At 62.4% G+C, this 23,347-nt stretch carries 23 protein-coding genes and 1 pseudogene; 10 read left to right on the plus strand and 14 right to left on the minus strand.

Annotation, left to right across the window (positions count from 1 at the left end):
• Positions 1 to 87: 87 nt before the first annotated feature.
• A pseudogene (locus tag FJ941_RS17320) lies at positions 88 to 508 on the plus strand (DoxX family protein).
• Here the strand turns inward: FJ941_RS17320 and ppx are convergent.
• Together ppx and FJ941_RS17330 are read right to left on the minus strand one after the other, a co-directional pair.
• Positions 509 to 2,044, minus strand: coding sequence for an exopolyphosphatase (gene ppx / locus FJ941_RS17325; protein WP_140507422.1), 1,536 nt, complete (start codon positions 2,042 to 2,044; stop codon positions 509 to 511).
• Entirely contained in the window at positions 2,044 to 4,236 is a 2,193-nt protein-coding gene (locus tag FJ941_RS17330; RefSeq protein WP_140507424.1) for an RNA degradosome polyphosphate kinase, read from the minus strand. The genes ppx and FJ941_RS17330 overlap by 1 nt, the downstream gene beginning before the upstream one ends.
• A gap of 168 nt (positions 4,237 to 4,404) precedes the next feature.
• On the opposite strand from FJ941_RS17330, the gene FJ941_RS17335 reads away from it, so the two are divergent.
• The 4 genes from FJ941_RS17335 to FJ941_RS17350 all read left to right on the plus strand — a co-directional run bounded on the left by FJ941_RS17335 (position 4,405) and on the right by FJ941_RS17350 (position 6,491).
• On the plus strand, positions 4,405 to 4,650 hold the full coding sequence (locus FJ941_RS17335) for a zinc-finger domain-containing protein (protein ID WP_015318409.1): 246 nt from the start codon (positions 4,405 to 4,407) through the stop codon (positions 4,648 to 4,650).
• Between the two features lie 10 nt (positions 4,651 to 4,660).
• Positions 4,661 to 5,920 (plus strand): FAD-dependent monooxygenase, encoded by a 1,260-nt coding sequence (locus FJ941_RS17340; protein ID WP_140507426.1) that lies wholly within the window; start codon positions 4,661 to 4,663, stop codon positions 5,918 to 5,920.
• A 33-nt stretch (positions 5,921 to 5,953) separates the two neighbouring features.
• Positions 5,954 to 6,115 (plus strand): BrnT family toxin, encoded by a 162-nt coding sequence (locus tag FJ941_RS29750; RefSeq protein WP_348640749.1) that lies wholly within the window; start codon positions 5,954 to 5,956, stop codon positions 6,113 to 6,115.
• Between the two features lie 181 nt (positions 6,116 to 6,296).
• On the plus strand, positions 6,297 to 6,491 hold the full coding sequence (locus FJ941_RS17350; RefSeq protein ID WP_210243280.1) for a BrnA antitoxin family protein: 195 nt from the start codon (positions 6,297 to 6,299) through the stop codon (positions 6,489 to 6,491).
• Between the two features lie 17 nt (positions 6,492 to 6,508).
• Here FJ941_RS17350 and FJ941_RS17355 read toward each other — a convergent pair whose 3' ends face one another.
• The 7 genes from FJ941_RS17355 to FJ941_RS17385 all read right to left on the minus strand — a co-directional run bounded on the left by FJ941_RS17355 (position 6,509) and on the right by FJ941_RS17385 (position 13,505).
• Positions 6,509 to 7,174, minus strand: a complete 666-nt coding sequence (locus FJ941_RS17355; RefSeq protein WP_140507428.1) for a TIGR02117 family protein — start codon at positions 7,172 to 7,174, stop codon at positions 6,509 to 6,511.
• A 118-nt stretch (positions 7,175 to 7,292) separates the two neighbouring features.
• Complete coding sequence (locus FJ941_RS17360) at positions 7,293 to 8,096, minus strand: amino acid ABC transporter ATP-binding protein (protein WP_013532420.1); 804 nt, start codon at positions 8,094 to 8,096, stop codon at positions 7,293 to 7,295.
• Positions 8,097 to 8,121: 25 nt separating this feature from the next.
• Positions 8,122 to 9,279 carry an amino acid ABC transporter permease gene (locus FJ941_RS17365; RefSeq protein ID WP_140507430.1) on the minus strand — a complete coding sequence of 386 codons (1,158 nt, stop codon included), beginning with the start codon at positions 9,277 to 9,279 and terminating at the stop codon, positions 8,122 to 8,124.
• A 4-nt stretch (positions 9,280 to 9,283) separates the two neighbouring features.
• Positions 9,284 to 10,471: an amino acid ABC transporter permease gene (locus FJ941_RS17370; protein ID WP_140507432.1), complete on the minus strand. Its 1,188-nt coding sequence runs from the start codon at positions 10,469 to 10,471 to the stop codon at positions 9,284 to 9,286.
• Positions 10,472 to 10,533: 62 nt separating this feature from the next.
• Positions 10,534 to 11,562: an amino acid ABC transporter substrate-binding protein gene (locus FJ941_RS17375; RefSeq protein ID WP_027144474.1), complete on the minus strand. Its 1,029-nt coding sequence runs from the start codon at positions 11,560 to 11,562 to the stop codon at positions 10,534 to 10,536.
• 437 nt (positions 11,563 to 11,999) lie between these two features.
• Positions 12,000 to 12,860 (minus strand): DUF2182 domain-containing protein, encoded by an 861-nt coding sequence (locus FJ941_RS17380; protein ID WP_140507434.1) that lies wholly within the window; start codon positions 12,858 to 12,860, stop codon positions 12,000 to 12,002.
• A 9-nt stretch (positions 12,861 to 12,869) separates the two neighbouring features.
• Positions 12,870 to 13,505, minus strand: coding sequence for a DUF1326 domain-containing protein (locus tag FJ941_RS17385; RefSeq protein ID WP_140507436.1), 636 nt, complete (start codon positions 13,503 to 13,505; stop codon positions 12,870 to 12,872).
• Positions 13,506 to 13,849: 344 nt separating this feature from the next.
• On the opposite strand from FJ941_RS17385, the gene FJ941_RS17390 reads away from it, so the two are divergent.
• The 5 genes from FJ941_RS17390 (at position 13,850) to FJ941_RS17410 (ending at position 18,088) form a co-directional block, all read left to right on the plus strand.
• On the plus strand, positions 13,850 to 15,037 hold the full coding sequence (locus tag FJ941_RS17390; RefSeq protein WP_140507438.1) for a cystathionine beta-lyase: 1,188 nt from the start codon (positions 13,850 to 13,852) through the stop codon (positions 15,035 to 15,037).
• 207 nt (positions 15,038 to 15,244) lie between these two features.
• Positions 15,245 to 16,324 (plus strand): HPP family protein, encoded by a 1,080-nt coding sequence (locus FJ941_RS17395; protein WP_140507440.1) that lies wholly within the window; start codon positions 15,245 to 15,247, stop codon positions 16,322 to 16,324.
• A gap of 126 nt (positions 16,325 to 16,450) precedes the next feature.
• The gene (locus FJ941_RS17400) at positions 16,451 to 17,137 is read left to right on the plus strand and encodes an RNA polymerase sigma factor (protein WP_181169846.1); all 687 of its coding nucleotides are present in this window, start codon (positions 16,451 to 16,453) and stop codon (positions 17,135 to 17,137) included.
• Between the two features lie 106 nt (positions 17,138 to 17,243).
• Positions 17,244 to 17,768, plus strand: a complete 525-nt coding sequence (locus FJ941_RS17405) for a DUF4142 domain-containing protein (RefSeq protein ID WP_027144478.1) — start codon at positions 17,244 to 17,246, stop codon at positions 17,766 to 17,768.
• The gene (locus tag FJ941_RS17410; protein ID WP_181165964.1) at positions 17,765 to 18,088 is read left to right on the plus strand and encodes a cupredoxin family copper-binding protein; all 324 of its coding nucleotides are present in this window, start codon (positions 17,765 to 17,767) and stop codon (positions 18,086 to 18,088) included. The genes FJ941_RS17405 and FJ941_RS17410 overlap by 4 nt, the downstream gene beginning before the upstream one ends.
• A 21-nt stretch (positions 18,089 to 18,109) precedes the next feature.
• Here the strand turns inward: FJ941_RS17410 and FJ941_RS17415 are convergent, their stop codons facing one another.
• The 5 genes from FJ941_RS17415 to FJ941_RS17435 form a co-directional block, all read right to left on the minus strand.
• Positions 18,110 to 19,336 carry an anion transporter gene (locus FJ941_RS17415; protein ID WP_027144480.1) on the minus strand — a complete coding sequence of 409 codons (1,227 nt, stop codon included), beginning with the start codon at positions 19,334 to 19,336 and terminating at the stop codon, positions 18,110 to 18,112.
• Between the two features lie 151 nt (positions 19,337 to 19,487).
• Positions 19,488 to 20,450 carry a glycosyltransferase family 4 protein gene (locus tag FJ941_RS17420; protein ID WP_140507444.1) on the minus strand — a complete coding sequence of 321 codons (963 nt, stop codon included), beginning with the start codon at positions 20,448 to 20,450 and terminating at the stop codon, positions 19,488 to 19,490.
• A gap of 211 nt (positions 20,451 to 20,661) precedes the next feature.
• The gene (locus FJ941_RS17425; protein WP_140507446.1) at positions 20,662 to 21,450 is read right to left on the minus strand and encodes a GGDEF domain-containing protein; all 789 of its coding nucleotides are present in this window, start codon (positions 21,448 to 21,450) and stop codon (positions 20,662 to 20,664) included.
• Between the two features lie 200 nt (positions 21,451 to 21,650).
• The gene (locus tag FJ941_RS17430) at positions 21,651 to 21,872 is read right to left on the minus strand and encodes a hypothetical protein (RefSeq protein WP_140507507.1); all 222 of its coding nucleotides are present in this window, start codon (positions 21,870 to 21,872) and stop codon (positions 21,651 to 21,653) included.
• A 594-nt stretch (positions 21,873 to 22,466) separates the two neighbouring features.
• Positions 22,467 to 23,339: a ferritin-like domain-containing protein gene (locus tag FJ941_RS17435; protein ID WP_140507448.1), complete on the minus strand. Its 873-nt coding sequence runs from the start codon at positions 23,337 to 23,339 to the stop codon at positions 22,467 to 22,469.
• Positions 23,340 to 23,347 lie beyond the last annotated feature (8 nt).

A 23,347-nucleotide genomic window follows, 5' to 3' on the forward strand; every position in this document is an offset into this window, starting at 1 on the left:
GGAATTTTCCGCGCCGCTTTTTCGTTGTGTGATCATAGGCGTAGACTGCGATGGTCGCCGGTGACCGTGCCGGCAAGGGAGGGTGCCATGGGTCGCAATGCATTGCTTATGGTTTCGCGGCTGCTGTTTGCCGTGCTGTTCGTGCCGTCCGGCTTCCAGGCGCTCGCCAACGTTGCTGGGACCACCAGCTATTTCTCCGGCCTTGGCCTGCCGCTGCCCGCGCTCGCCGCCTGGGCCACCGGCCTGTTCGAACTGATCGCGGGGCTGCTGATCCTCGTTGGCTTCCAGACACGGATCGTGGCGCTGCTGCTGGCCGCCTTCTGCATCGTGGCGGGCTTCATCGGCCATTACGGCCAAGGCGCCGGCGATGCGACGCTCGCCTTCATGCATCAGCAGATGCTGATGAAGGACATCGCCATCGCGGGCGGCTTCCTGGCGCTTGCCATGGCCGGCGCTGGCGCATGGTCGGCCGACGGGGGGCTTCGGCATCGGCGCCGACGCGACTTGACTATTTGACCGACACGCTCTGCCCGCCCTCGATCGCCAGTTCCAAGCGGCGGTTGGTGATGCGCGCCAGCTGCGCCAGCCGGCCGGCCGGGCGCTCGCCGTAGAGGTCGGAAAGCGAAGCCGGCAGCACCAGCGCCAGCGCGCCGTTGGGGCGACTTTCCCATTTCAGCCTCGGCATGATGCCAGGCATCGCGGCCGTCAGCAGGTAGACGACGCGCATCATCGCCGCCAGCACGCGGGCGCGCTCCAACAGGCGCGGCGGCGCCAGCGCCTTGATTTCGGGCGCCACCAATTCATTGAAGACGCCGTCATGACGGTAGGCGTTGGTCAGCGCCAGATAGGCGCGGCCGGGATGATCGACACCGATGAAGGACGCATGCGCGATGATGTTGAGCGACTGCTTGCCGCGATATTCCGGATGAGCGCGCCAGCCGATATCGGCGAGCAGGCAGGCGGCGTGGCGATAGCGCGCTTCGTCTTCCGTCTCGTCGATGCCGAACGCCTTGAAGGCCTTGCCTGTCCATTCGACCAGATCATGCGCGTGATGGACCGAACGCGAGCGCAAAAGCGCAAGCTCCTCGGCGGCCGAGATCAGCGGATCGGCCTTCTGCTCGGCCGCGTCGAGCAGCGAATAGAGAAAACCTTCGCGCACGCCTTGCGCCGAAACGACAATCCTGGACGGCTGCATCGCCGTCATGATTTCCTGCAGCACGAGAGCGCCGTATGGCAGCAGCGAGCGGCGGTTCTTGGACACGCCCTCGATACCCGTCACCTTTTCGATCTCGCCCCTAGCTACCTGCTTGAGGAAGGTTTGAGCACTTTCGGCCGATATTTCGTAGTGGTGCATGACGCCGAGCGGATAGTTGTTCATCTCCATGTGCAGCCTGGCAAGATTTCGCCAGGTGCCGCCGACAGCGTAAAAAGTCCTGCCCTGCCCACCCTTCAAGAGCTTGGCCCGGGCCAATTCCTGGCGCGCGATCTTCTGCGCCTGGACGAGCGAGTTCTTCGCCATGTCCTGCAGGCGCAGGCCGCCAAGCGGCAGCGTGATGCCGTCGCCGATCGCCTCGCCGTCGATATCGATAAGCTCCAGGCTGCCGCCGCCAAGGTCGCCGGCAATGCCGTTGGCCGGATGGAAACTGGAGATGACGCCAAGCGCGGAGTAATGCGCTTCCTGGCGGCCGGAGAGCACGCGGATTTCGGTCTTGAGCACATCCTCGGCCCGATGGATGAAATCGGGACCGTTGATCGCCTCGCGGGCGGCGGCGGTCGCCAGCACGTACATGTGTTCGGCACCCGCCTGGTCGGAGAGCGCGCGGAAACGGCGAAACTCCTCCATCGAGCGCGCCACCCCCTCGGGGTCGAGCTTCCCCGTCGACACGATGCCGCGGCCGAGGCCCGCCAGCATCTTTTCGTTGAACAGCGTGGTCGGCGAACGCGCCAGCCCCTCATAGACGACAAGACGGATCGAATTGGACCCGATGTCGATGATGGACAGCGGTCGGCGGTCCTGCAGCCGGCCCTGGGAATTGGACAGCATCAGCTGGCGGCGTTCTTCTTGCGGCGCTTGAACTGCGCGATACGCTTGGGCGCATGCGATTTCAGCGCGTCACCCCGTCCCGACAGGCTCGGATTGGTCATGAAATATTCCTGCGCGTTGAACGGTTCCTCGCCCTCCTCCAGCACCACGCGCCGGGAGGTTCCATCAGCCAATACGTCGAAACTTTGCTGATTGTCCATGATGTTGCCGAGCATGATCTGGCCCAGAATCTGTTCATGCACAGTTGGATTGGTGATCGGCACCATGGTCTCGACGCGGCGGTCGAGATTGCGCGGCATCAGGTCCGCCGAGGAGATGTAGACAATCGCCTCGTCCGAGGGAAGGCCATGGCCGTTGCCGAAGCAATAGATGCGGCTGTGCTCGAGGAACCGGCCGACGATCGACTTGACCCTGATGTTCTCCGACAGGCCCGGCACCTGCGGCCGCAGACAGCATATGCCGCGCACGACAAGGTCGATTTCCACACCGACGCGGCTGGCGTCGTAGAGCGCATCGATGATGATGGGATCGACGAGCGCGTTCATCTTCATCCAGATGCGCGCCGGCCGTCCCTCCAACGCATGGGTGACCTCGTCTGAAATGTGCTTGAGGATGCGGCTTCTCAGCGTGAACGGCGAGATCGCCAGCCGCATTTCGGCGGTCGGCTCGGCATAGCCGGTGATGAAATTGAACAGCTGGGCGACGTCGCGGGCGATCGTCGGATCGGTGGTGAAGAAGGAAAGGTCGGTGTAGATGCGCGCGGTCACCGGATGGTAGTTGCCGGTGCCGAGATGGACGTAGTTGCGCAGCTTGCCGTCCTCGCGCCGCACCACCAGCGACATCTTGGCGTGGGTCTTGAGTTCGAGGAAACCGAACACGACCTGCACGCCGGCGCGTTCGAGATCGCGCGCCCAGCGGATGTTGGCCTCCTCGTCGAAACGGGCCTTGAGCTCGACCAGCGCCGTCACCGACTTGCCGGCCTCGGCCGCGTCGACAAGCGCACGCACGATCGGGCTGTCATTGGAGGTGCGATAGAGCGTCTGCTTGATTGCCACCACTTCGGGGTCAGCCATTGCCTGGCGCAGGAACTGCACCACCACGTCGAACGACTCGTAGGGGTGATGGACGACGATGTCCTTCTCGCGGATGGCGGCAAAACAGTCGCCGCCATGCTCGCGGATGCGCTCGGGAAAGCGCGGATTGTAGGGCGTGAATTTCAGGTCGTCGCGGGGAACGGAGACGATCTCGGATATCTGGCTGAGCGCCAGCGGGCCCGTGAGTACGCTGATGCGGCTCGACGAGACGCCAAGCTCGCCGGCGACGAAATCGCGCAATTCTCCCGGCATCAACATGTCGAATTCGATGCGGATGACCGAACCGCGGCGGCGACGCTTCAGCGCGGTTTCGAACAACCGCACCAGGTCTTCCGATTCTTCCTCGACCTCGATGTCGCTGTCGCGGATGATGCGGAACGTGCCGGAGCCCTTGACCTCGTAGCCTGGGAACAGCTTTCCGATGTAAAGGCCGACCGCCTCCTCCAGCGGAATGAAGCGGACATGGTTCTTGCGGTCCGGCAGGCGGATAAAGCGCTTCAACGCCACCGGCAGGCGCAGCAGCGCGCTCATCTCCTCGCCATTCTTGCGGTGGCGAAGCTGCAGCGCCATCGAGAAGCCCAGATTGGGAATGAACGGGAACGGATGCGCCGGGTCGATCGACAGCGGCGTAAGCACCGGAAACACCTGGTCCTGGAAATGCTCTTCCAGCCAAGCCTTCTCGTCCTTGGTCAGCGCATCACGGGTGATGCTCTCGATGCCTTCCTTGTTGAGCAGCACCGTGAGTGCCGAAAGGCTCTTCTGCTGGTCCTCCTGCAGCCGCTCGACCTCACGCAGCAACTGTTCGAGCTGCTGTTCTGGGGTGCGTCCGTCCGGGCTCTTCAGCACGATGCCCTCGCGCACCTGGCCGGCAAGGCCGGCGACACGCACCATGAAGAATTCGTCAAGATTGGCGGCCGAGATCGACAGGAAGCGGACGCGCTCCAGCAGCGGGTGATGGGTGTTCAGCGATTCTTCGAGAACGCGGCGATTGAACTGCAACCAGGAGAACTCGCGGTTGACGAAACGGTCCGGATTGCCTTCCGGGCTGGCTGCCGTGATGTTGTTGAATTCGCTCTGTACCGGCTTCAGTTCGTTCATGATTCCTGCTCTTCCGCCCGCCTCGGCCGGTTAACCGGCTTAACTTATCCTGTGGCAGGCTTTTGCGACAGTTCTCTGACAGGCTTTTGCGACAGTTTGATTTCATCGACCTTGCAAAGAGGTTTGATATGATCCAGATGCAGAAGAGACTGCGTTAAGGAGACGACGATGGCAGGCGGTTCCATTCCCCATTTCCAGAACGATGCGGGCCATCCGGCAATCGACATCGGGGTCAAGGAATTCATGTGCACGGGCGCCAACCCGCCTTTCGATCATCCGCACGTGTTTCTGGACATGGGCGACGACAATGAGAAGGTCTGCCCCTACTGCTCGACCCTCTACCGCTATTCGCCGAAGCTGAAGGCGACGGAAACGCTGCCGGCGGGCTGCCTCTATATCGACCAGGCCGCCTGACCTCCCGATCATGAGCGAGACGCGGTCCCGGCAGATGGTGATTGCCGGGGCTGGCATCGCCGGGCTGACGGCGGCGATCGCTTTCGCCGAACGCGGCTACCCCGTGAGGGTGTTCGAACAGGCCAAGCGCCTCGAAGCGGCGGGCGCCGGCATCCAGCTCTCGCCAAACGCGACGCGCATTCTGCGCCGGCTTGGCGTCCTCGACACGCTTCTCGCCAATGCCGTCAAGCCGGAAGCCGTGGTGCTGAAGGACGCCGCGAGCCTGCGCCAACTGGCACGCGTGCCGCTTGGCGGCGCCGGCGAGGAACGCTGGGGGGCGCCCTATCTCGTGGCGCACCGGGCGGATCTGCAAGACGCTCTGATGGCGCGCGTTGTGCAAATGCCCGGCATCCAGCTCACCACCGGCGCGCGCGTCGGCAACATCGCCGCCGGCACGCACGGCGTCACCGTGACTGCCGAGGTGGACGGCAAGCCCGTCCAGGCAGCGGGTTTCCTGTTGGTTGGCGCCGACGGCGTCTGGTCGTCGGTGCGGAGACTTGCCGGCCCAGGCGGCGGAGCCGGCCTCGCGAACAGCCAATTCTCCGGCGAACTGGCCTGGCGCGCGACGGTGAGCGCGGACAGTGAAGCCGGGCGAGCCTATGCCGCGATCGGCGCCCCCGACTGCGTCACCACCTTCCTGCACCCCGGCTTCCATTTGGTGGCCTATCCCGTGAGCAAGGGTGACGCGTTCAATCTTGTCGCTTTCACCAAAGGCGAGCGCATTGCCGAGGGCTGGTCCGGACACACCGATCCCGGCATCCTCGCCAGCGCCATGCGTGGCACGGCCGCGGGCCTTGCGAGACTGGTGGAATTGGCTGGCCCATGGCTGACCTGGCCACTCCATACAGTCGAACGGAAGCAGCCCTGGACGATGCCAGCCGGCATCGCGCTGATCGGCGACGCCGCACATGCGATGACCCCGTTCGCGGCGCAAGGTGCCGCCATGGCGATCGAGGACGCCGCAATGCTTGCTGATTTCCTTGCCGACTTCCCCGGCGACCTGACGCAAAGCCTCACCATGTGGGAGAAGCTGAGACGACCGCGCATCGAAAAGGTGCTGAAACGCGGCGCTCTCAACCGCCTCGCATGGCACGCCCGGGGACCGGTGGCATTGGCGCGCAATCTGCTCCTGGCGACGCGGCCGGGAGAGAAGCTCGCGGCGGATTTGGACTGGCTATACGGGTGGGAACACCAGAACATCATGAAGCGGCCCGACGATCCGCCGCCTTGACGTAAGGCTAGGTCGAATCTGCGCAAACATGGTGTGAGTTTCGAGACGGCCATTCGCGTTTTCACCGATCCCTTTGCGGTGACCGAGCAGGACAGAGTCGAGGACGGCGAGTACCGATGGCAAACAACGGGCGTAGTCGAGGGTTTCCTTTGTGCTGTTGGTCGCCCATGCCGATCGAGCAGAAGACGGGATTGACGTGATCCGCATCATTTCCGCGCCGAGGGCCACAACAACGGAAAAAAGACGTTATGCGCAAAATCGTTCGATATAAGTTTGACCCGACAAATCCGCCTCCCCTGACGAAACTCAGAACGCGGAAATCGCATCGCTGAGCGCGCTACCCGAAGGCAATGTCGATACAAGCGATATTCCCGAATTGACCGAAGATTTCTGGCAGAACGCTGTTCGAAATCCCTATTTCAAGCCAATCAAGCAGCAGCTAACGCTTCGTCTCGATTCCGATCTTGTCGCTTGGTTCAAAACACGCTCGCCGGACGGTCGCGGCTATCAGAGCGCGATCAATAAAGCACTGCGCGAGTATGTTGCGAAACAGGATCGCAAGGCCGGCTGATCGAGTCGAACGATCTCTCAATTATACAGCCGCATCGACAACCCAAGCGATGCCGGCAGCGGGTTCCACCAGCCGGTGCGCAGGCCGGCGGTGCGCAGTGCCGCCGCCGTCCAGGTATTGCAGCCGATCAGCGCGTTGAAACGGCCATTGGCCTCATAAAAGCGGTCGAAATTGGAGTAGGCGGCATTGTCGATGACGATCGGGCCACTCGGTCCCTGCTGAAAACTCGCTTCGATGAAGTCGAGCAATGCGGCGAAACGGTCCTTGTCCACATCGAAGCCGGCGACATCGGGGAGCGCCTCGGTGATATCGCCAGCGACGTCGACATGCATCACCGAAGCGTCGAGCGTCAGCGCCTTGAATATGGGCAGCGCCTTCACTTGCGACCATGTCGGCGTTTCCAGGTAAAAGGCCCGCCCACCCCAGCCGAAGACGATATAGCGCACTTCAGGTGCGCCCGAAGGCAGGCCGGCATCGGTCAGGAAACGGAAGCGCCGGCGCGTCTCGTCGTCCACCGGAATGGCGATGTCGGTGTGGATCAGGTTCTTCAGCACCAATATGCGCCGCGTGCCCTCATCCGCGGCGGCCGCCGGCCAGAGCGGCCGCGGCACCAGCGTACCGAGCGCCACGGCGAGCACCACTGCTGCAACCAGCAGGGCCAGGAAACGCTGGAGTTTTCTCATCGGTGCGGCTTCGCGATTCCGTTCGCGGCTCAATGGAGAAGATCATTACCTGACGAGCCAGACGCAAAAAAGCCCGGCAATGGCGCGGCCGGGCTTTTTCGAATCGGCGTCAGTCCGCTCAGTGCAGGATCTGCGACAGGAACAGTTTCGTGCGTTCGTGGCGCGGATGGTCGAAGAACTCAGCCGGCGTGTTCTGCTCGACGATCTGGCCCTGATCCATGAAGATCACCCGGTTGGCGACTTTCCGCGCAAAGCCCATTTCGTGGGTGACGCAGAGCATGGTCATGCCTTCCTCGGCGAGGCCAACCATGGTCTCCAGCACTTCCTTGATCATTTCGGGGTCGAGTGCCGAGGTCGGCTCGTCGAACAGCATGATGCGCGGGTTCATGCACAGCGAGCGGGCGATCGCCACGCGCTGCTGCTGGCCGCCGGAAAGCTGGCCCGGATATTTGTTGGCCTGCTCGGGAATCTTGACGCGCTTGAGGAAATGCATGGCGATTTCCTCGGCCTGCTTCTTCGGCGTCTTGCGCACCCAGATCGGCGCCAGCGTGCAGTTCTCCAGGATGGTCAGATGCGGGAACAGGTTGAAGTGCTGGAACACCATGCCGACCTCGCGGCGCACCTCGTCGATCTTCTTCAGATCGTTGGTGAGTTCCTTGCCGTCGACGATGATCTTGCCCTTCTGGTGCTCCTCCAGCCGGTTGATGCAGCGGATCATGGTCGATTTGCCAGACCCGGACGGTCCGCAGATGACGATGCGCTCGCCGCGCATCACCTTCAGATTGATGTCCTTCAGCACATGGAACTCGCCATACCATTTGTGCATGGCGATGATGTCGATGGCGACATCGGTGGTGGAAATCTGCATCTTGGCGGCGTTGACCTTGATCTCTTCCGCGCTGACGGCGTTTTCGGTGGCCATGGCTGGGGTCCCCTTGTTCTTTTGTTTAGCGTTTGTAGCCGGTGTCGAGCCGGCGTTCTGTGTACATTGAATAGCGCGACATGCCGAAGCAGAACAGCCAAAAGACGAAGGCCGCGAAGACCAGACCGGATTTCGCGGTCTGCGCCGTTGCCCAATTGGCATCCGAGAAGTTCTGCTTGACGATGCCGAGCAGGTCGAACATCGAGATGATGAGGACCAGGCTGGTGTCCTTGAACATGCCGATGAAGGTATTGACGATGCCGGGGATGACCAGCTTCAGCGCCTGCGGCAACACGATCAACCCCATCTTCTGCCAGTAGCCGAGGCCGAGCGAATCGGCGCCTTCATACTGGCCCTTGGGGATCGCCTGCAGGCCGCCGCGCACCACTTCGGCCATATAGGCTGCCGCAAACAGCGACACACCGATCAGCGCCCTCAGATACTTGTCGAAAGTGACGCCGGCCGGCAGGAACAGCGGCAGCATGACGCTGACGAAAAACAGAACGGTGATTAGCGGTATGCCGCGCACGGCTTCGATGAAGATAACGCACAGCATCTTGACGATCGGCATCTTCGAGCGCCGCCCGAGCGCCAGCACGGTCCCCAGCGGCAACGACACGGCGATGCCGACGAAGGACAGGCTCAGCGTGATCAGCAGCCCGCCCCAGCGCGAGGTTTCGACATGCGGCAGGCCGAATATGCCGCCGACCAGAAGGAAGAAGGAAACGACCGGCAGCACCAGGAAGAGCAGGATGGCGTTCAGCCCCTTGCGCGGCACACGCGGCATCAGCATCGGCACCAGCAGTACCACGAACAGGATGGCGACCAGGATCGGCCGCCAGCGCTCCTCGACCGGATAGGTGCCGAACATGAACTGGCCGAACTTGGCGTTGACGAAAGCCCAGCAGGCTCCGCTCCAGCCGTCGGGCTGAATGCCGCCTTGCGCAACGGTCGCGCAGACCGTTCGGTCCGGCCCGGTCCACTGTGCGTTGATGAACGCCCAATTGATGACCTGCGGCAGAATCCAGGCGACGATGACGATGCCGAGGATGGTGAGGATGGTGTCGCCGGCCGAACCGATCAGATTCCTGCGCACCCAGGCGATGGGGCCGCTGACGCTCGCCGGCGCGGGCTGCGCGAGCGCCATCTCGGTACGCACCCAGGACATGTCATGTTCCTGCATGGCTCTACCTCTCCACCAGCGCCATTCTGGCGTTGACCACGTTCATGACAGCCGAGGTCACAAGGCTGAGTATGAGATAGGCGATCATCATGATCAGCACGCCTTCGACCGCCTGCCCGGTTTGGTTCAGAACCGTGCCGGCTGTCGCCGTCAGGTCGGGATAACCGATGGCGATCGCCAGCGAGGAGTTCTTGGTCAGGTTGAGATACTGGCTGGTCAGCGGTGGGATGACGATGCGCATGGCCTGCGGCACCACGACCAGCCGCAAGATCGACCCGGATCGCAGGCCAAGTGCCGCCGCCGCCTCGGTCTGGCCCTTGCTGACGCCCCTGATGCCGGCGCGCACGATTTCGGCGATGAAGGCCGCCGTGTAGCAGGACAGCGCCAGATAGAGCGACAGGAATTCCGGCTTGACCTGGAAGCCGCCGGTCAGGTTGAAGGTTGACTGTTTCGGCAAATCAAAGCTCAGCGGAAAGCCGCTCAGCACGTAAGCGAGCAGCGGCAGGCCGACGATCAGCGCGGCGGACGTCCAGAACACCGGAAATTGCTGGCCTGTCGCCATCTGCCGCTGACGCGCCTTGCGGGCGACGAACCAGGACATGGCGATGCCCACCACAAGGGCGACCAGGATCAGCCAGGAGCCGTCGCCCCAGACTGGGCGGGGAAAATAGAAGCCGCGCTGGTTGAGGAAGGAGCCGAAGGGCAGATGATAGGAGTCGCGCGGCGGCGGCAGTACGGCGAGCACGCCGGAATACCAGAAGAAGATGACCAGCAGCGGCGGGATGTTGCGGAAAATCTCGACATAGACCGTGCAGATCTTCTGGATCAGCCAGTTCTGCGACAGGCGGCCGATGCCGATGATGAAGCCGATGATGGTGGCGGTGATGATGCCGGCGGCGGCAACGATGATGGTGTTGATCAGGCCGACGATGATGGCGCGGCCATAGGTCGAGTCCGACGTATAGGCGATCGGCGTGTCCGATATGTCGAATCCGGCGCGCCCCTTGAGGAAGCCGAAGCCGGAGGCGATGTGCAGGCGATGCAGGTTGTCGATGACGTTCTGCACGATCCACCAGATGGAGCCGAACAACAAGACGACGACCAGCGTCTGGAAGAAGAGACTGCGTATTCTCGGATCATTGACGAAGGAGCCGCGGCTCGGCTCCTCGCGTAGGATTTCCTGCGATGCCATGTCACGTCCCCTGTGAAAGAGAAACCGGAAGGCAGGTGCCTGCCTTCCGGATCACATTTCGATCAGCGGATCGGCGGCGCGTATTGCAGGCCGCCCTTGGTCCACAGCGCATTGATGCCACGGGCGATCTTGAGCGGGCTGCCCGAGCCGACATTGCGGTCGAACATTTCGCCGTAATTGCCGACGGCCTTGACGATGTTGACGACCCAGTCGTTGGAGACGCCGAGATCGGTGCCGATCTTGGTATCGGCTTCCTGGCCGAGCACACGCTTGATCTCCGGGCTGGCGGAGTTCTTCATCTCGTCGACATTGGCCTTGGTGATGCCCAGTTCCTCGGCATCGAGCAGAGCGAAATAGGTCCACTTGACGATGTGGTACCACTGGTCGTCGCCCTGGCGAACGGCAGGTCCGAGCGGCTCTTTCGAGATGATCTCGGGCAGCACGACGTGATCGGCCGGCGAGCCGAGCGTCAAGCGAATGCCGTAAAGGCCCGACTGGTCGGTGGTGTAGACGTCGCAGCGGCCGGCATCATAGGCGGCGTTGACCTCTTCCAGTTTCTCGAAGACGACCGGATTGTACTCCATCTTGTTCGCCTTGAAATAGTCGGCGAGGTTGAGCTCGGTGGTCGTGCCACTTTGCACACAGACGGCGGCGCCCGAAAGCTGCAGCGCCGAATTGACGCCCGGCAGCTTCTTGGCGTTGATCATGAAGCCCTGGCCGTCATAGTAGGTCGTGCCGATGAAATTCAGGCCGAGCGCGGTGTCACGGTTGATCGTCCAGGTGGTGTTGCGCGACAGGATGTCGACCTCGCCGGACTGCAGCGCGGTGAAGCGCTCCTTGGCGCTGAGCGGCGTGAACTTGACCTTGGTGCCGTCACCGAAGACGGCGGCGGCAACCGCGCGGCAGAAATCGGCGTCGATGCCTTGCCAGTCGCCCTTGTCGTCCGGCGCGGAGAAGCCGGCCAGACCGGTCGAGACGCCGCACTGGATGAAGCCCTTCGCCTTGACGGTGTCGAGCGTGCCTGCCGACGCGGCCGACGCCATCAGTCCGAGCGTGGCGACGCCAAGAATGCCGATAGCAATGTGTTTCATAACCCACAGACCCTTTTCTGTTTTTTCAGGCAAAACCCTGATCTTTTTTCCCTTGTGAACGCAGCTCCCATCCCGGCCCATTCCCGAAACCCCGCATCGCAAACCGACGCGCCGCCTCCCATTCACGAACAGCATCGAAGGCGATAATTCCCGTGAGGTCAAGGAAAATGACCGAATTGCAACGGGTTTGAAAATCGATTGCCTGAAATGCCTGAATTGCAGACAGATGCGCCGGCGATTTAGTCAAAAGCGCAAATTAACTCGGCAAAGCTCATTTGACGCGGATGTGACCCGGTGCGGTAAAATCCGTTCCGGGCTATACCTTAGCGTTACTGCCCTCAGCACGAAATGCATTGACGTTACGTGATACCCTTCGGCCGACGATTACCCCGTGATTGCCGGTCAATATTGCTTGTGGACAAAGTTGGTGCGCACTCTCAAAGCGCCGGAAAGATGAGAAAGACGCCGACCGCAACCATCAATGCACCGGAGACCCGCGGGATCAATTGCCCAGTTGGGACCACCTTCTCCAGGAGAACAAGGAAGGCGATGCCGGCGATCCACAAGAGGTTCATGACACCGCCGACAAACAGCAGGGCCATCAGCGCCCAGCAGCAGCCGAGACAATAGGCGCCGTGATCCATGCCGAGCCGAAGCGCGCCGGGCGCGGTGGTGCGGAACCCGCCATGGCTTGCCAGGAACGCTATCGGCGCCTGGCATTGGCGCAGGCAGACGCCCTTGATCGGCGTCCATTGATAAAGGCCGGCGGCGATGAGGACGAGGCCACCTACGACCGCACTGCCGGTCGCCATCGCGGGGTTGAGCAAGGCGAAACGGGCGAGCAGCCATTGCGCACCGGTGGCCACGATGCTGAAGACGACCCAGACGATGAGATAACCGGTAAAAAACCATGCCGTCGAAGCGACAGGCCGGCCATCCGCCAGCGCCTTGCGGCCGACGCCGGCATAGAGCAGCAACATCGGCGCGACCGACGGCGTCATCATGCCGACCATCATCACAGCCCACATCGTGAAGATGAAAACGAAATCAGCCGAAGCCCAAGCCCGGAAACCCGGCGCCACGGCGGCACCCATATCCATGCTCCCCATGTCCAGGTTCGACATGTCCATCCCGGCCACGCCGCCTGCCGCACTGTCCGATACGAGAGCACCAGACATGACCATGTCGGTGGAGAGCCAAACAACATAGGCCCAGGCGAGAACGGCAATCACGACGAGCGCGGCCGCCACGACCGCGCGGTCGCGCCGCAGCACTGCCTCGAGAGCCGTCTCGCCCATTACATCAGGTCAATGCACGATGCCGCTCTGCGTGAGATGCAGATTGGCGAAATGGCTGTGCGTGTCGGCCACCTCGAACTTGATCGGGCCCGTTGCCTTGGTCCAGCCGCGCCCGACCTCGGCAATCGCGTATTCGAAGCCGCGCGGCAGGTCGATGCGCGCCCGGTGCTCGGCGCCGGTGACCGGGTTCTTGATCGGTTCACCATGGCCGTCGGTTACGCCGTTGACATGCAGCCGCCCGGTTCGCGCGTCGACGTCGACCTTGAAATCGATCGCGGCGAAGATCGGATCGTGGAATTTCTCCAGCGTGGTCGAGAAGACCTGGAATATCGTCGCGCCCGGTTCGGTGTCCTGACCGCCCAGTATTCGAAGCAGGGCATTACGCTGGGCCTCGCTGGCCCGCTCGTCGATAACCACCGCGGCCTCGCCCCTGCCCTGGTGGATCGCGCCGGGCCAGCTGAAAATGCCGACGAAGCGCAACCCGTCGAGCTTGGTGTCGCCGTGATGGCCGGTCTCGATCTCCATGCCGGCGACGGCCTGGCAGAATCCATATGTCGGCATGGCGTTGAACTGGCACGGGCAGCCATAGGCGCAATTGCAGTTGATGAATTCGCGCGCCTTCATTGTCCATTTGGTGTCAGGCATGGCATTCCTCCCCTTGCCGCACTCTCGATGAGCGCGATATCCGGATCGGGACCAGGAGGTTACCGGCAAGAAGCATCCGGCAGCTGATCGAAGCATCCGGCGATTGATATTAGCAGTTTAGCATATACTTTTCACGGCCGGCTACAATAGGTTCACCAGCTGACGACCAAGCTTCCGACAAGGCACGGTCGCACGTGTGGCCGGTCCGATTCAGGAGCAGGCCCTGGCTGTCTTCCGGGCCCGGGAATTGGCATATTCGAAGTCCATTCCTGGCGGACAGTGGGCTGTTGCACGGCCCACGACGCCGCACTATGGCTACCGCCTTGTCAACAAGGCGACCAAGAATGGCGAAAGACGGCAGCGAGCAGGGTTCCGGCAAGGTGGGCATCAACACGCGGCTTGCCCATTCGGGCAACAACCCGCACGACTATTTCGGCTTCGTCAATCCGCCGGTGGTGCATGCCTCGACCGTGCTGTACCCCAATGCCGCCGCGATGGCCGCACGCAGCCAGAAATACACTTACGGCACGCGCGGCACACCGACGACCGATGCCCTTGCACTGGCGATCGATGCGCTGGAAGGGTCCGCCGGCACCATCGTGGTGCCATCGGGCCTGGCGGCGGTGACCATTCCGCTGCTCGCCTTCGTATCGGCGGGCGACCATCTGCTGATCGTCGATTCCGTCTATCACCCCACGAGAAACTTCGCCGACACGATGCTGAAGCGGTTGGGCGTCGAGGTCGAGTATTATGCTCCCAATGTCGGCGCCGGCATCGCGGCGTTGATCAAGCCGAACACCAAAGTGGTGTTCACCGAATCGCCGGCCTCCAATACGTTCGAGGTGCAGGATATCCCGGCAATCGCCAAGGCGGCGCATGCGGCCGGCGCCATCGTGATGATGGACAACACCTGGGCGACGCCGCTCTATTTCCGGCCGCTCGACCATGGCATCGACATCTCGATCCACGCGGCGACGAAATATCCTGCCGGACATTCGGACGTGCTGCTCGGCACGGTCTCGGCCACTGAGGCCTGTTGGACGCAGCTCTACGAGAGCTTTTGCACGCTTGGCTGCTGTGCGGGCCCCGACGATGTCTATCAGGTGCTGCGCGGCCTGCGCACAATGGGCGTGCGCCTGGAGCATCATCAGCGCAGCGCACTCGCCATCGCGTCGTGGCTCGAAGGCCAGAAGGGCGTGGCGCGCGTGCTCCACCCCGCCCTGCCCAGCCATCCGGACCACGCCCTATGGAAACGCGACTTCTGCGGTTCGAGCGGCATCTTTTCCATCGTGCTTGCCGGCGGCGGCCAGAAGGAGCAGCACGCTTTCCTGGACGCGCTGCAGATCTTCGGTCTCGGCTACTCCTGGGGCGGCTATGAGAGCCTCGCTGTGCCGGTCTGGCTTGGCGACCGCGTCGTTGCGAAAGGCCCTTACGAAGGTCCGTTGATCCGCCTGCAGATCGGTCTCGAGGATGTCGACGACTTGAAAGCCGACATCCTGCGCGGACTTACGGCGGCGGCACGCACGGGCTGACGTCAAACAGACTCGGCAAAGGGTCGCAAGCCCTTGGCGCTGATGACAAAGCGGGAGCCGCAGTCAGCACTCCGGCGAAAGCCGGCGCGCAATATTATTCTCCTGCGCCGTGACTTTACGGATTTGTTTGACTTTCAAATCGGCGAATTCGGCTGCATTGCGTGCCGCACGCATCCTCGACAGATCCATTCCTCGCAAAGTTTCTCGATGGCCTTTCGTCTTTTTGTCCCCATCCTCGCCGGCGCGACGCTGCGTGAACGCATCCTGGCGTGTATCGGCGCCACGATCGGCATCGCGCTGACCGGCGTGATCAGCGGGCTGGCGATGGGCGGCGGCCCGCATGTGGCCCTGCTGGTGGCGCCGATGGGCGCATCCGCCGTGCTTCTGTTCGCTGTGCCCGCGAGCCCGTTGGCGCAGCCCTGGTCGATCATCGGCGGCAACTCCATATCGGCGCTGGTCGGCGTGACCGTCGCGCATTTCATCCGTGATCCGGTGATGGCTTCGGGCCTCGCGGTGGCATTGGCCATCGCCGCGATGTCGTTCACGCGCTGCCTGCATCCGCCAGGCGGCGCCGCCGCGCTGACGGCGGTGCTCGGTGGGCCGGCCGTCATCAGCGCGGGCTTCCTGTTCCCGTTCGTGCCGGTCGCCTTGAATTCGACCATCCTGGTGGCGCTGGGTTTCCTTTTCCACAAGCTGGCGCGGCGCAACTACCCGCATGTCGTGGCACCGGCCGCCAACAGCCACGGTACCGCCGATCCCCCGCCTCAGCAGCGCGCCGGTTTCCGGCCTGAGGACATCGACGCGGCGCTGACGGCGCTCGACGAGACTTTCGATATCGACCGCGACGACCTCGAACGGCTGCTTCGACAGGTCGAATTGCAGGCCATGGTGCGGTCGCACCGGACGCTGCTGTGCAAGGACATCATGTCGCGCGACGTGGTTTCGGTGCCCGAACAGGCCATCGCCGACGAGGCACGCCGGCAACTGCTTGATCACAATATCCGCACCTTGCCGGTGGTTGATGCCGAAGCAAGGCTGGTTGGCGCCGTCGGCCTACGCGAGCTGACGAAAGCCGTCGACACGGTGAAGAGCGTGATGGCAAAAGCCGGCACCGCCTCGCCCGAGACGCCGGCGATGAGCCTGCTTCCGGCGCTGACCGACGGCCGCAGCCATGCCGTGGTGATCGTCGACGGCGAGCGGCGCATTCTCGGCCTGATCACCCAGACCGACCTGCTGGCGGCCGCCGCACGCGTGCAGACAGCAGACAAAGGATTGGCGGCGGCCTAGAATAGCGAGCCCGGATCCCGCTGATCCGGGAACCTTTTGCCGGCAGGCGCATCCAATGTGCAGTCAAGCGCATGTTTGAAGAGGCGCCTGTTCGAAGAGGCGCCTGTTCGGGGAGATCCGGTCGCGATGAGCAAGCTCGCAACGCCCGCCACGGCACCCATGGTTGCCGAAAGCCTTTCAGGCGACATGCTGCTCGTCCACAAGGCGCAGGCGCGCGAGCCGAATGCTTTTCGCGCCATCATGAAAATACACAACCAGAGGCTCTACCGCATCGCGCGCGGCATTCTGCGCAACGACGCCGAAGCCGAGGATGTCGTCCAGGAGGCCTATGTCCGCGCCTTCGCCAACCTGGCGGCGTTTCGCGGCGAATCCACGCTCGCCACCTGGCTGTCGCGCATCGTCATCAACGAAGCGCTTGGCCGCCTGCGCAAGAAGCGTCGCACAGTGGATATGCCTGATAATCCGGAGGCGCAAATCATCCGGTTTCCCCTCAATTCCAACGATGATCCGGAGCGCGCGATGGCGCAGCGGCAGATTCTCGCACTTGTCGAACGAGCGACCGACAACTTGCCCGACATTTACCGCATGGTCTTCGTCGCCCGCGTCATCGAGGGCCTGAGCATGGAAGAAACCGCCGATTTGCTTGGCGTCCGGCCGGAGACCGTCAAGACGAGGCTGCACCGTGCCCGTGTCCTGCTACGCAAGGCGCTGGACGATGAAATCGGCCCTGTGCTGCTCGATGCCTTCCCGTTCGCCGGACGGCGCTGCGAGCGACTGACCCGGGCGGTGATGGAACGGCTGGGCTTCGAATGATGCGGTCCTGATTTCCGGGAACGTTTCTCTCCGCCCCGCATCCAATGAGCGTCAACTGAAAGATTTGAGCCCGGCGCCTCTTCGCGGCCGGGCCAAGGAGGATGCCATGTTCACCCGATATACCGTTGCCCTTGCCGCCCTGCTTCTCGTCGGCGCTGCCCCGGTCTCGCAAGCCGCCGACAAGCCGACCGACCCGCAGATCGCCCATATCGCCTATACGGCAGGCGTCCTCGACATCGAGGCGGCCAAGCAGGCGATCAAGACATCGAAGAACAAGGAGGTCGTCGATTTCGCCAAGGACATGGAGCGCGACCACGAAGCGGTGAACAAGCAGGCGCTCGACCTCGTCAAGAAGCTGAAGGTGAAGCCCGAGGACAACGCCACCAGCCAGGCGCTGACGAAGGCTGCGAAAGAGGAACGCGCCAAGCTCGCCAAGCTGAAAGGCGCGGCCTTCGACAAGGCCTATATCGAAAACGAGGTCGCTTATCACAAGCAGGTCGATGGCGCGCTCGAAACCCTGCTCATTCCCTCGGCCAGCAATGCCGAGCTGAAGAGCCTGCTTGAGACCGGCCTCAAGATCTTCCAGGGCCACGAGCAGCATGCCGAACACGTCGCCGGCATGCTGAAATGAAAGCGGGCGCCTTGGATCATCTGGCGTGGCTGGCAATGCTGGCGCTGACCTTTGCGGCGGCGCCGGCGGCGGCCGCAACCATCCAGGTGACGATCGACAGGCTCGTCTATTCGCCGGCAAGCCTCCAGGCCAAAGTCGGCGACACGATCGAATGGGTGAACAAGGACGTGGTCGCCCACACGGCTACCGTGAAGGGTGGCTGGGACGTGATGATGCCGCCGAAATCCAAGGGACAAGTGACCCTCAAGACAGCGGGCGCGGTGGATTATTTCTGCCGCTTCCATCCGAACATGAGGGGCCATCTCGATGTGGCGCCCTGACCGGTCCAGCCGCAGGACCGGTCAGGACATCATAGCCAGCCAGGCAGTGCCGAACGCGAGCGTGATCAGCGTCAGCGGCAGCCCGACCTTGAAGAAGGCACCGAAAGACAACGGTGTGCCTGCCGACTTGGATTGTTCGGCGACGATCAGGTTGGCGACCGAGCCGAGCAAGGTGAAGTTGCCGGCCAGCGTCGAACTCATGGCCACCACCAGCCAGGCGCGCTCGGGGTTCTCCAGGCCGGGGATAAATGGCCTGAGCGCCAGCACGGCCGGAACATTGCTCATGATGTTGGACAACACCGCGGTGAAACCCGACAGCCTCCAGACATCGTCGAGCCCGATGTTCTTGGCCGAGGCGATCATGTCTGATGTCAGCAGCGTCTTTTCCGCGCCCGCAACCACCACGAACAGACCCGCGAACATGAACAGCAGCGGTCCGTCGATCTCGCGGTAGATGCGCGATGGCTTGATGGCGCGGGTGAGCAGCAGAATGGCGCCGCCAATGAGCGCCGCCTTGGCTACGGGAACACCGGCGAAGAAGGCGATCGCCAATCCGATGCAGACGACCACCGCTTTGAGCACCTGGCCGCGATGCATGCGGCCGCGCGAGATGTGTGGCGTCAGTTCGCCGTTGCGGGTGAATTCGGCGCGATAGACGATGCGCACAATGACGATGACGGCGACAAGGCCAAACAAGGCCACCGGCGCGAGCGCCGCCGAAAAGGCCGGATAGGAAATGCCAGATAGCGCGCCGATGACCATGTTCTGCGGATTGCCGGTGATGGTGGCGACGCTGCCGCAGTTCGAAGCGGTGGCGGTGGCGATCAGATAGGGGATGGGGTTGCGGTTGATGACGCGGGTGACGTGAACGACGATCGGCGCCATGACCAGGCAGATGGCGTCGTTGACCAGGAAGGCCGACAGCACGCCGGTCAGGAGCGTCACCATTACCAGGAGCATGAACGGCGCATGCGCGTGCTCGATGGCGATTGCGCCGAGACCGCGAAAGGCGCCCGACACCTTCAGATGCGCCACCACGATCATCATGCCGAGCAGAAGCGTGATGGTGTCGAAATTGATGGCGCGATAGGCGTCTTCCATGCTGAGCGCGCCGATGGCGATCATCGCCGCGCCGCCAAGCAGCGCAATGCCTGCCCGGTCAAGCCTTAGGCCAGGTATGCGGCCGATGGCGACTCCGGCATAGGTGAGGACCAGGATCAGCAGTGCCGCGGCGCCCGTCAACGTCATCGGTAAGAAGCCCTGCTTGATCTGTCCGCGCACCGATGCCGGCCGCCCGCGATTCACGTGATGCCAGCTTTAGCGCGATGTCGGGATTGATGCCAAACGGCTACGTGGACTATTGGCGGAGAATATCTGAAGGCCGATGGCGCGGGTGCCGCTAGCGTCGGTAGAAATCCAGCCGCTGTTGCAACGCCTGGGGTGAAAACAGCTGCTCGACTGTCTGCCGCGCCTTGCGGCCGACCGTCGCCCGCAGGCCCGGGTCGGCTTTGAGATCCGCCAGGATCCGCGCCGCCTGTTGCGTCGTTTCAAACAGGAAACCGTTTTCGCCATGCCTGATGTGGTCGGCGTAGCCGCCATTCGCATGGCAAACCACGGGCAAACCGCAGGCCATCGCCTCGAACACCACACGGCCGAACGTCTCCACATGGGAGCCGGAGCGATAATAGAACACGTCGAGCGTCGGCAGGAACTGTTCTGCGACAAATTCACCCTGCGGCAGGAGTTCGAGTTGCGGATGCGGCGCAAGCCTGTCCTTGAGTGGCATGCCGCCCTGAATCCGCACCGCGATGCCATCGCCAAGCAACGCCTCATAGAGCGCCACATCGTCGGCGTGATGCTTGTCCGCCGTGTCGCGGCTCAGCCGCCCCACGGTGAACGGACCGTTTGGCTTTGCCGGCAGTGGCGAGAAGCGCTCGATCTCGATCGGCGAGGCATGGACGACGCCTTCGACCTCCAGCATGCGCCTCTGAAAGTCGGAGATCAGCACCAGTTCGGCAGCGGGCCAACCCAGCAGGCGCGGCCTGCGTGTCGTCAGAGCGATGATCTTGGGATGAAAGGTGTTGAAGACATAGATCAGCCGGTGCGGCCGCGGGACCAGATAAGGCCACATCTTGTTGCGCCAATGCGCGCCAAGAAAGACATAGGTGCCGCCATCCGGCACATTGCGTGTTGCCGGTGAGACGCGGCGTATCGGAAATTCCCGCATCAGGTCTTCGGATAGGCGCGACGAGGTTGCCCAGAGGCGCACCTGCGAGCCGGCGCTCAACAGCCGATACAACTCCAGGGTTTCGCGCTCACTGCCGCCAAACGGGTTCTGAAAGCCGTTGAATAAATGGATCATGATCGCGGTGCTTACTGGCTTCTATCCCGGCGCGTTTCGCCATTCATTGCCTGCACCCAAGGGTCGTGCCGTACCCGCGAACCGCACGATCGAGGGACTTAAGAGGCAGGACTATTTCCGGCGATACTTCCTACATTGCTTGCCCGGAGGAAGCACACAGACAAGCAAGCGTCAAGGAAGCGGCCGGTGCGAGCTCACTGCGAGGCCGCAGTCAGTGGACGGTAGCGATGCTGGGCAGAGACACCAGGGAGGCTTCCGCCGGATCGAAGCTGACCTGATCGCGCCCGTTCGACTTGGCGGCATAAAGCCGTCTGTCGGCGGCGGAGAATATTGCCTCGTAGGTGGTCGGCCCGCTGAAGCTGGTGCCGCCGATGCTGACCGAAAGCGGGCAGGAGCGGCCGCCCGGGGAAAAGTCCATTTCGCGTATCCGTCGGCGGATGCCTTCGGCAACCAGCCAGGATTGCGAGGGCTCGACACCGGGAAGGAATACGCCGAACTCCTCGCCGCCGATCCGGCCGACGATATCGCCGCCACGCAGCTGGCCCTTGATCGCCTGCGCGATCAGTTTGAGCGCCTGGTCGCCGCAATCATGGCCGAGGCGGTCGTTGATCGACTTGAAGTGGTCGGCATCGATGATCAGCAGCGCGCCGGAACGGGTCTCTTCCTGCTTCCTGGTCTGCTCGAGATAGGCCTCGACCAGCATCGAGAAGGCGCCGCGGTTCAGCACCGCCGTCAGGCTGTCCGTCGCGGCGATGACGCTGAGGTCGCGCTGGGCTATCGCCAGCTGGCGGATCTTCCACATCAGGAAAAACAGAAACGAGCCACCCAGCACCAAGGGCAGCAGTAGGTCGGTCAGCTTCGCGCGCCAGACAGATTCGGGCGAAAGATAGGGGAAATTGAACGAATCGACGAAAAACGCCACGGCGATAAAGAATGCCGTGCCGGCGCCGGTGACGGCGATCACCCTGCCCCAGCTGGTCGGCGACAGGTCCAGCTTCATCCCTTCCACTCCGTTAGCCGTCCCTACTATGACGTGCCAACGCAAACAAAATGATAAGACTTTCCTTTCAATTGGACATCGGATGACGGGGAGACGAGATCAGATTCCGGGAGCGGGGCACGATCGCCCAATCGCGGCCGTGTCCCGGTCGTGGAAAGCAAATTTACTCTCCGCATTTCGGAGCGGGAGCAATTCCGAAGTCAGCGGGTGGACGCCGGCCCAACCGCCTCGGCGACGAAGGATGCCGCGATCAGGTCGTCGGCATCCAGTTGCAAGGAATCGCCGCCAGCTCCCATGATGGCCGCGACCTTGTGAAAGATTTTCATTTCATGGCCGGAAATTTCGGCATCCTGCATTCGGGCCCTGAGGTCGGCGATACGCCGCCCCAAGGCAGGGGACGTTCCAATCTCACGTTTCGACATAACCTGGTTTCTCCTCCCCCAACCCGTGCTTGTTTTGCCCACCCATTCGCTTGCCCGCACATTGCCCTTTATGAGGCTCCACGAATACAAGCCCCCGAACGCGCAGTTTTGGCCAAGGTTCCAACACGGCGAGATCACGAAATATTCCAGAGCCCTAAGGGCCCGAAACTCCTGTTCCAGCTTCCATCACACGGCGTGGCAGCACTGACAGGCAAGGGTGAAGGTCAAGTGGCGGCGTGAGGTCATGCGGCGTAAGCCATTGAAATAATGGTAATCCCGACAGAATTCGAACCGGTGACCATCGGCTTAGAAGGTCGAAAGAACATGAAGCTTTGTCAGCAGTGTTCCAACTTGCGACACTGTGCAGCATGTGGAGCAGAATAAGAAACTTGGAACTATACGACGAAGCTAAACGCCCTTGGCCTTCGCATAACCGTTCGGTATGGAATTGGCGATCAGGAGAATGACTGTGACGTTATGGCTGCAGTGTTCACATCGTCAGACGGCGGTTGAGCGGCGGCGCGCCATGAGGAAGGCGCGCCCCGAGTGCCGCTCCTGAGCTCGCCTGCGCGATCTGATCCCCTCGTGAACGGCTCAGGTGCTCTTCAGCGTACCGTTCATTCCTTCCGGATAGAAGCCGCCCTTGCTGACGCCGTCCTTGTCGGTGAGATACACAATCCGTAGCACTTCCTGCGGTGTTCTGGTGAACGCGATCGCGTCGGGAGTCGAGGGTACGATGTTGGCTCTGCCATTCACCTGGATGCCCTGGTCCTTGTCTTCCGGCCCGTCGATCTTGTCTCGTGCATCGGAGACAGCGTTGGCGGCCTTCCAGGCCTTCTCTCCCTTCCGGTATAAGGTGGAACGCGCCATTCCCATATGGTAAGCCTCGACCGCCAATATGCCAGCAGCGGCGGCGAGGAATTCCTTGTTCTTCAGAACCGTCGCAGCACCGGCATAGGCGGTGACGCCAACATCCTCGAACAACATGCCGCCGAGAACGAAGTTGGTTTCGTCGCCGAAGGGATCGAAGTCCGGTCCAAGGCCAGCTGCCTCCGCGACAGCCTTGAATCCTGCATCGAAATCGATGGCCGGTCTGTCGACGGCGTTCTTTCCCAGCGTCTTGCGGTAGAACCGAACGTGCGCGAGTTCGTTTTCAGCAACTTCCTGCATGAATTCGCCGATGGCTGGGGTGTCGAACGACACTTTCTTTCCGCCAACGACCTCGCCGGGTTTCGAACCGGCATCGGCGGCGTCAATACCTTTTCCGGTGGTGCCGCGCAGGTAGTATTCGGCCTCCATGTATTCCAAGTTGAGCGCAAAACGGAAAATGTCTTCGTCCTGCATTTTCTCCTGGGCATAGGCGCGAGAAACTGGCGCCACGCCCGTCGTCGCGGCGAGGCTGGCTCCCAGCCCAAATTGCAATGCCCGCCGACGGGAAAGGTGGAGTGAGGGGATGGCACGTATCATAGCTTTCT

Source organism: Mesorhizobium sp. B2-3-13 (genome assembly GCF_006442195.1).
Lineage (GTDB): Bacteria > Pseudomonadota > Alphaproteobacteria > Rhizobiales > Rhizobiaceae > Mesorhizobium > Mesorhizobium salmacidum.

Coding starts and splice junctions, on each gene's coding strand:
- ppx (WP_140507422.1), bottom strand. CDS start 2,044: ATGCTGTCCAATTCCCAGGGCCGGCTGCAGGACCGCCGACCGCTGTCC.
- FJ941_RS17330 (WP_140507424.1), bottom strand. CDS start 4,236: ATGAACGAACTGAAGCCGGTACAGAGCGAATTCAACAACATCACGGCA.
- FJ941_RS17335 (WP_015318409.1), top strand. CDS start 4,405: ATGGCAGGCGGTTCCATTCCCCATTTCCAGAACGATGCGGGCCATCCG.
- FJ941_RS17340 (WP_140507426.1), top strand. CDS start 4,661: ATGAGCGAGACGCGGTCCCGGCAGATGGTGATTGCCGGGGCTGGCATC.
- FJ941_RS17355 (WP_140507428.1), bottom strand. CDS start 7,174: ATGAGAAAACTCCAGCGTTTCCTGGCCCTGCTGGTTGCAGCAGTGGTG.
- FJ941_RS17360 (WP_013532420.1), bottom strand. CDS start 8,096: ATGGCCACCGAAAACGCCGTCAGCGCGGAAGAGATCAAGGTCAACGCC.
- FJ941_RS17365 (WP_140507430.1), bottom strand. CDS start 9,279: ATGCAGGAACATGACATGTCCTGGGTGCGTACCGAGATGGCGCTCGCG.
- FJ941_RS17370 (WP_140507432.1), bottom strand. CDS start 10,471: ATGGCATCGCAGGAAATCCTACGCGAGGAGCCGAGCCGCGGCTCCTTC.
- FJ941_RS17375 (WP_027144474.1), bottom strand. CDS start 11,562: ATGAAACACATTGCTATCGGCATTCTTGGCGTCGCCACGCTCGGACTG.
- FJ941_RS17380 (WP_140507434.1), bottom strand. CDS start 12,860: ATGGGCGAGACGGCTCTCGAGGCAGTGCTGCGGCGCGACCGCGCGGTC.
- FJ941_RS17385 (WP_140507436.1), bottom strand. CDS start 13,505: ATGCCTGACACCAAATGGACAATGAAGGCGCGCGAATTCATCAACTGC.
- FJ941_RS17390 (WP_140507438.1), top strand. CDS start 13,850: ATGGCGAAAGACGGCAGCGAGCAGGGTTCCGGCAAGGTGGGCATCAAC.
- FJ941_RS17395 (WP_140507440.1), top strand. CDS start 15,245: ATGGCCTTTCGTCTTTTTGTCCCCATCCTCGCCGGCGCGACGCTGCGT.
- FJ941_RS17400 (WP_181169846.1), top strand. CDS start 16,451: ATGAGCAAGCTCGCAACGCCCGCCACGGCACCCATGGTTGCCGAAAGC.
- FJ941_RS17405 (WP_027144478.1), top strand. CDS start 17,244: ATGTTCACCCGATATACCGTTGCCCTTGCCGCCCTGCTTCTCGTCGGC.
- FJ941_RS17410 (WP_181165964.1), top strand. CDS start 17,765: ATGAAAGCGGGCGCCTTGGATCATCTGGCGTGGCTGGCAATGCTGGCG.
- FJ941_RS17415 (WP_027144480.1), bottom strand. CDS start 19,336: ATGACGTTGACGGGCGCCGCGGCACTGCTGATCCTGGTCCTCACCTAT.
- FJ941_RS17420 (WP_140507444.1), bottom strand. CDS start 20,450: ATGATCCATTTATTCAACGGCTTTCAGAACCCGTTTGGCGGCAGTGAG.
- FJ941_RS17425 (WP_140507446.1), bottom strand. CDS start 21,450: ATGAAGCTGGACCTGTCGCCGACCAGCTGGGGCAGGGTGATCGCCGTC.
- FJ941_RS17430 (WP_140507507.1), bottom strand. CDS start 21,872: ATGTCGAAACGTGAGATTGGAACGTCCCCTGCCTTGGGGCGGCGTATC.
- FJ941_RS17435 (WP_140507448.1), bottom strand. CDS start 23,339: ATGATACGTGCCATCCCCTCACTCCACCTTTCCCGTCGGCGGGCATTG.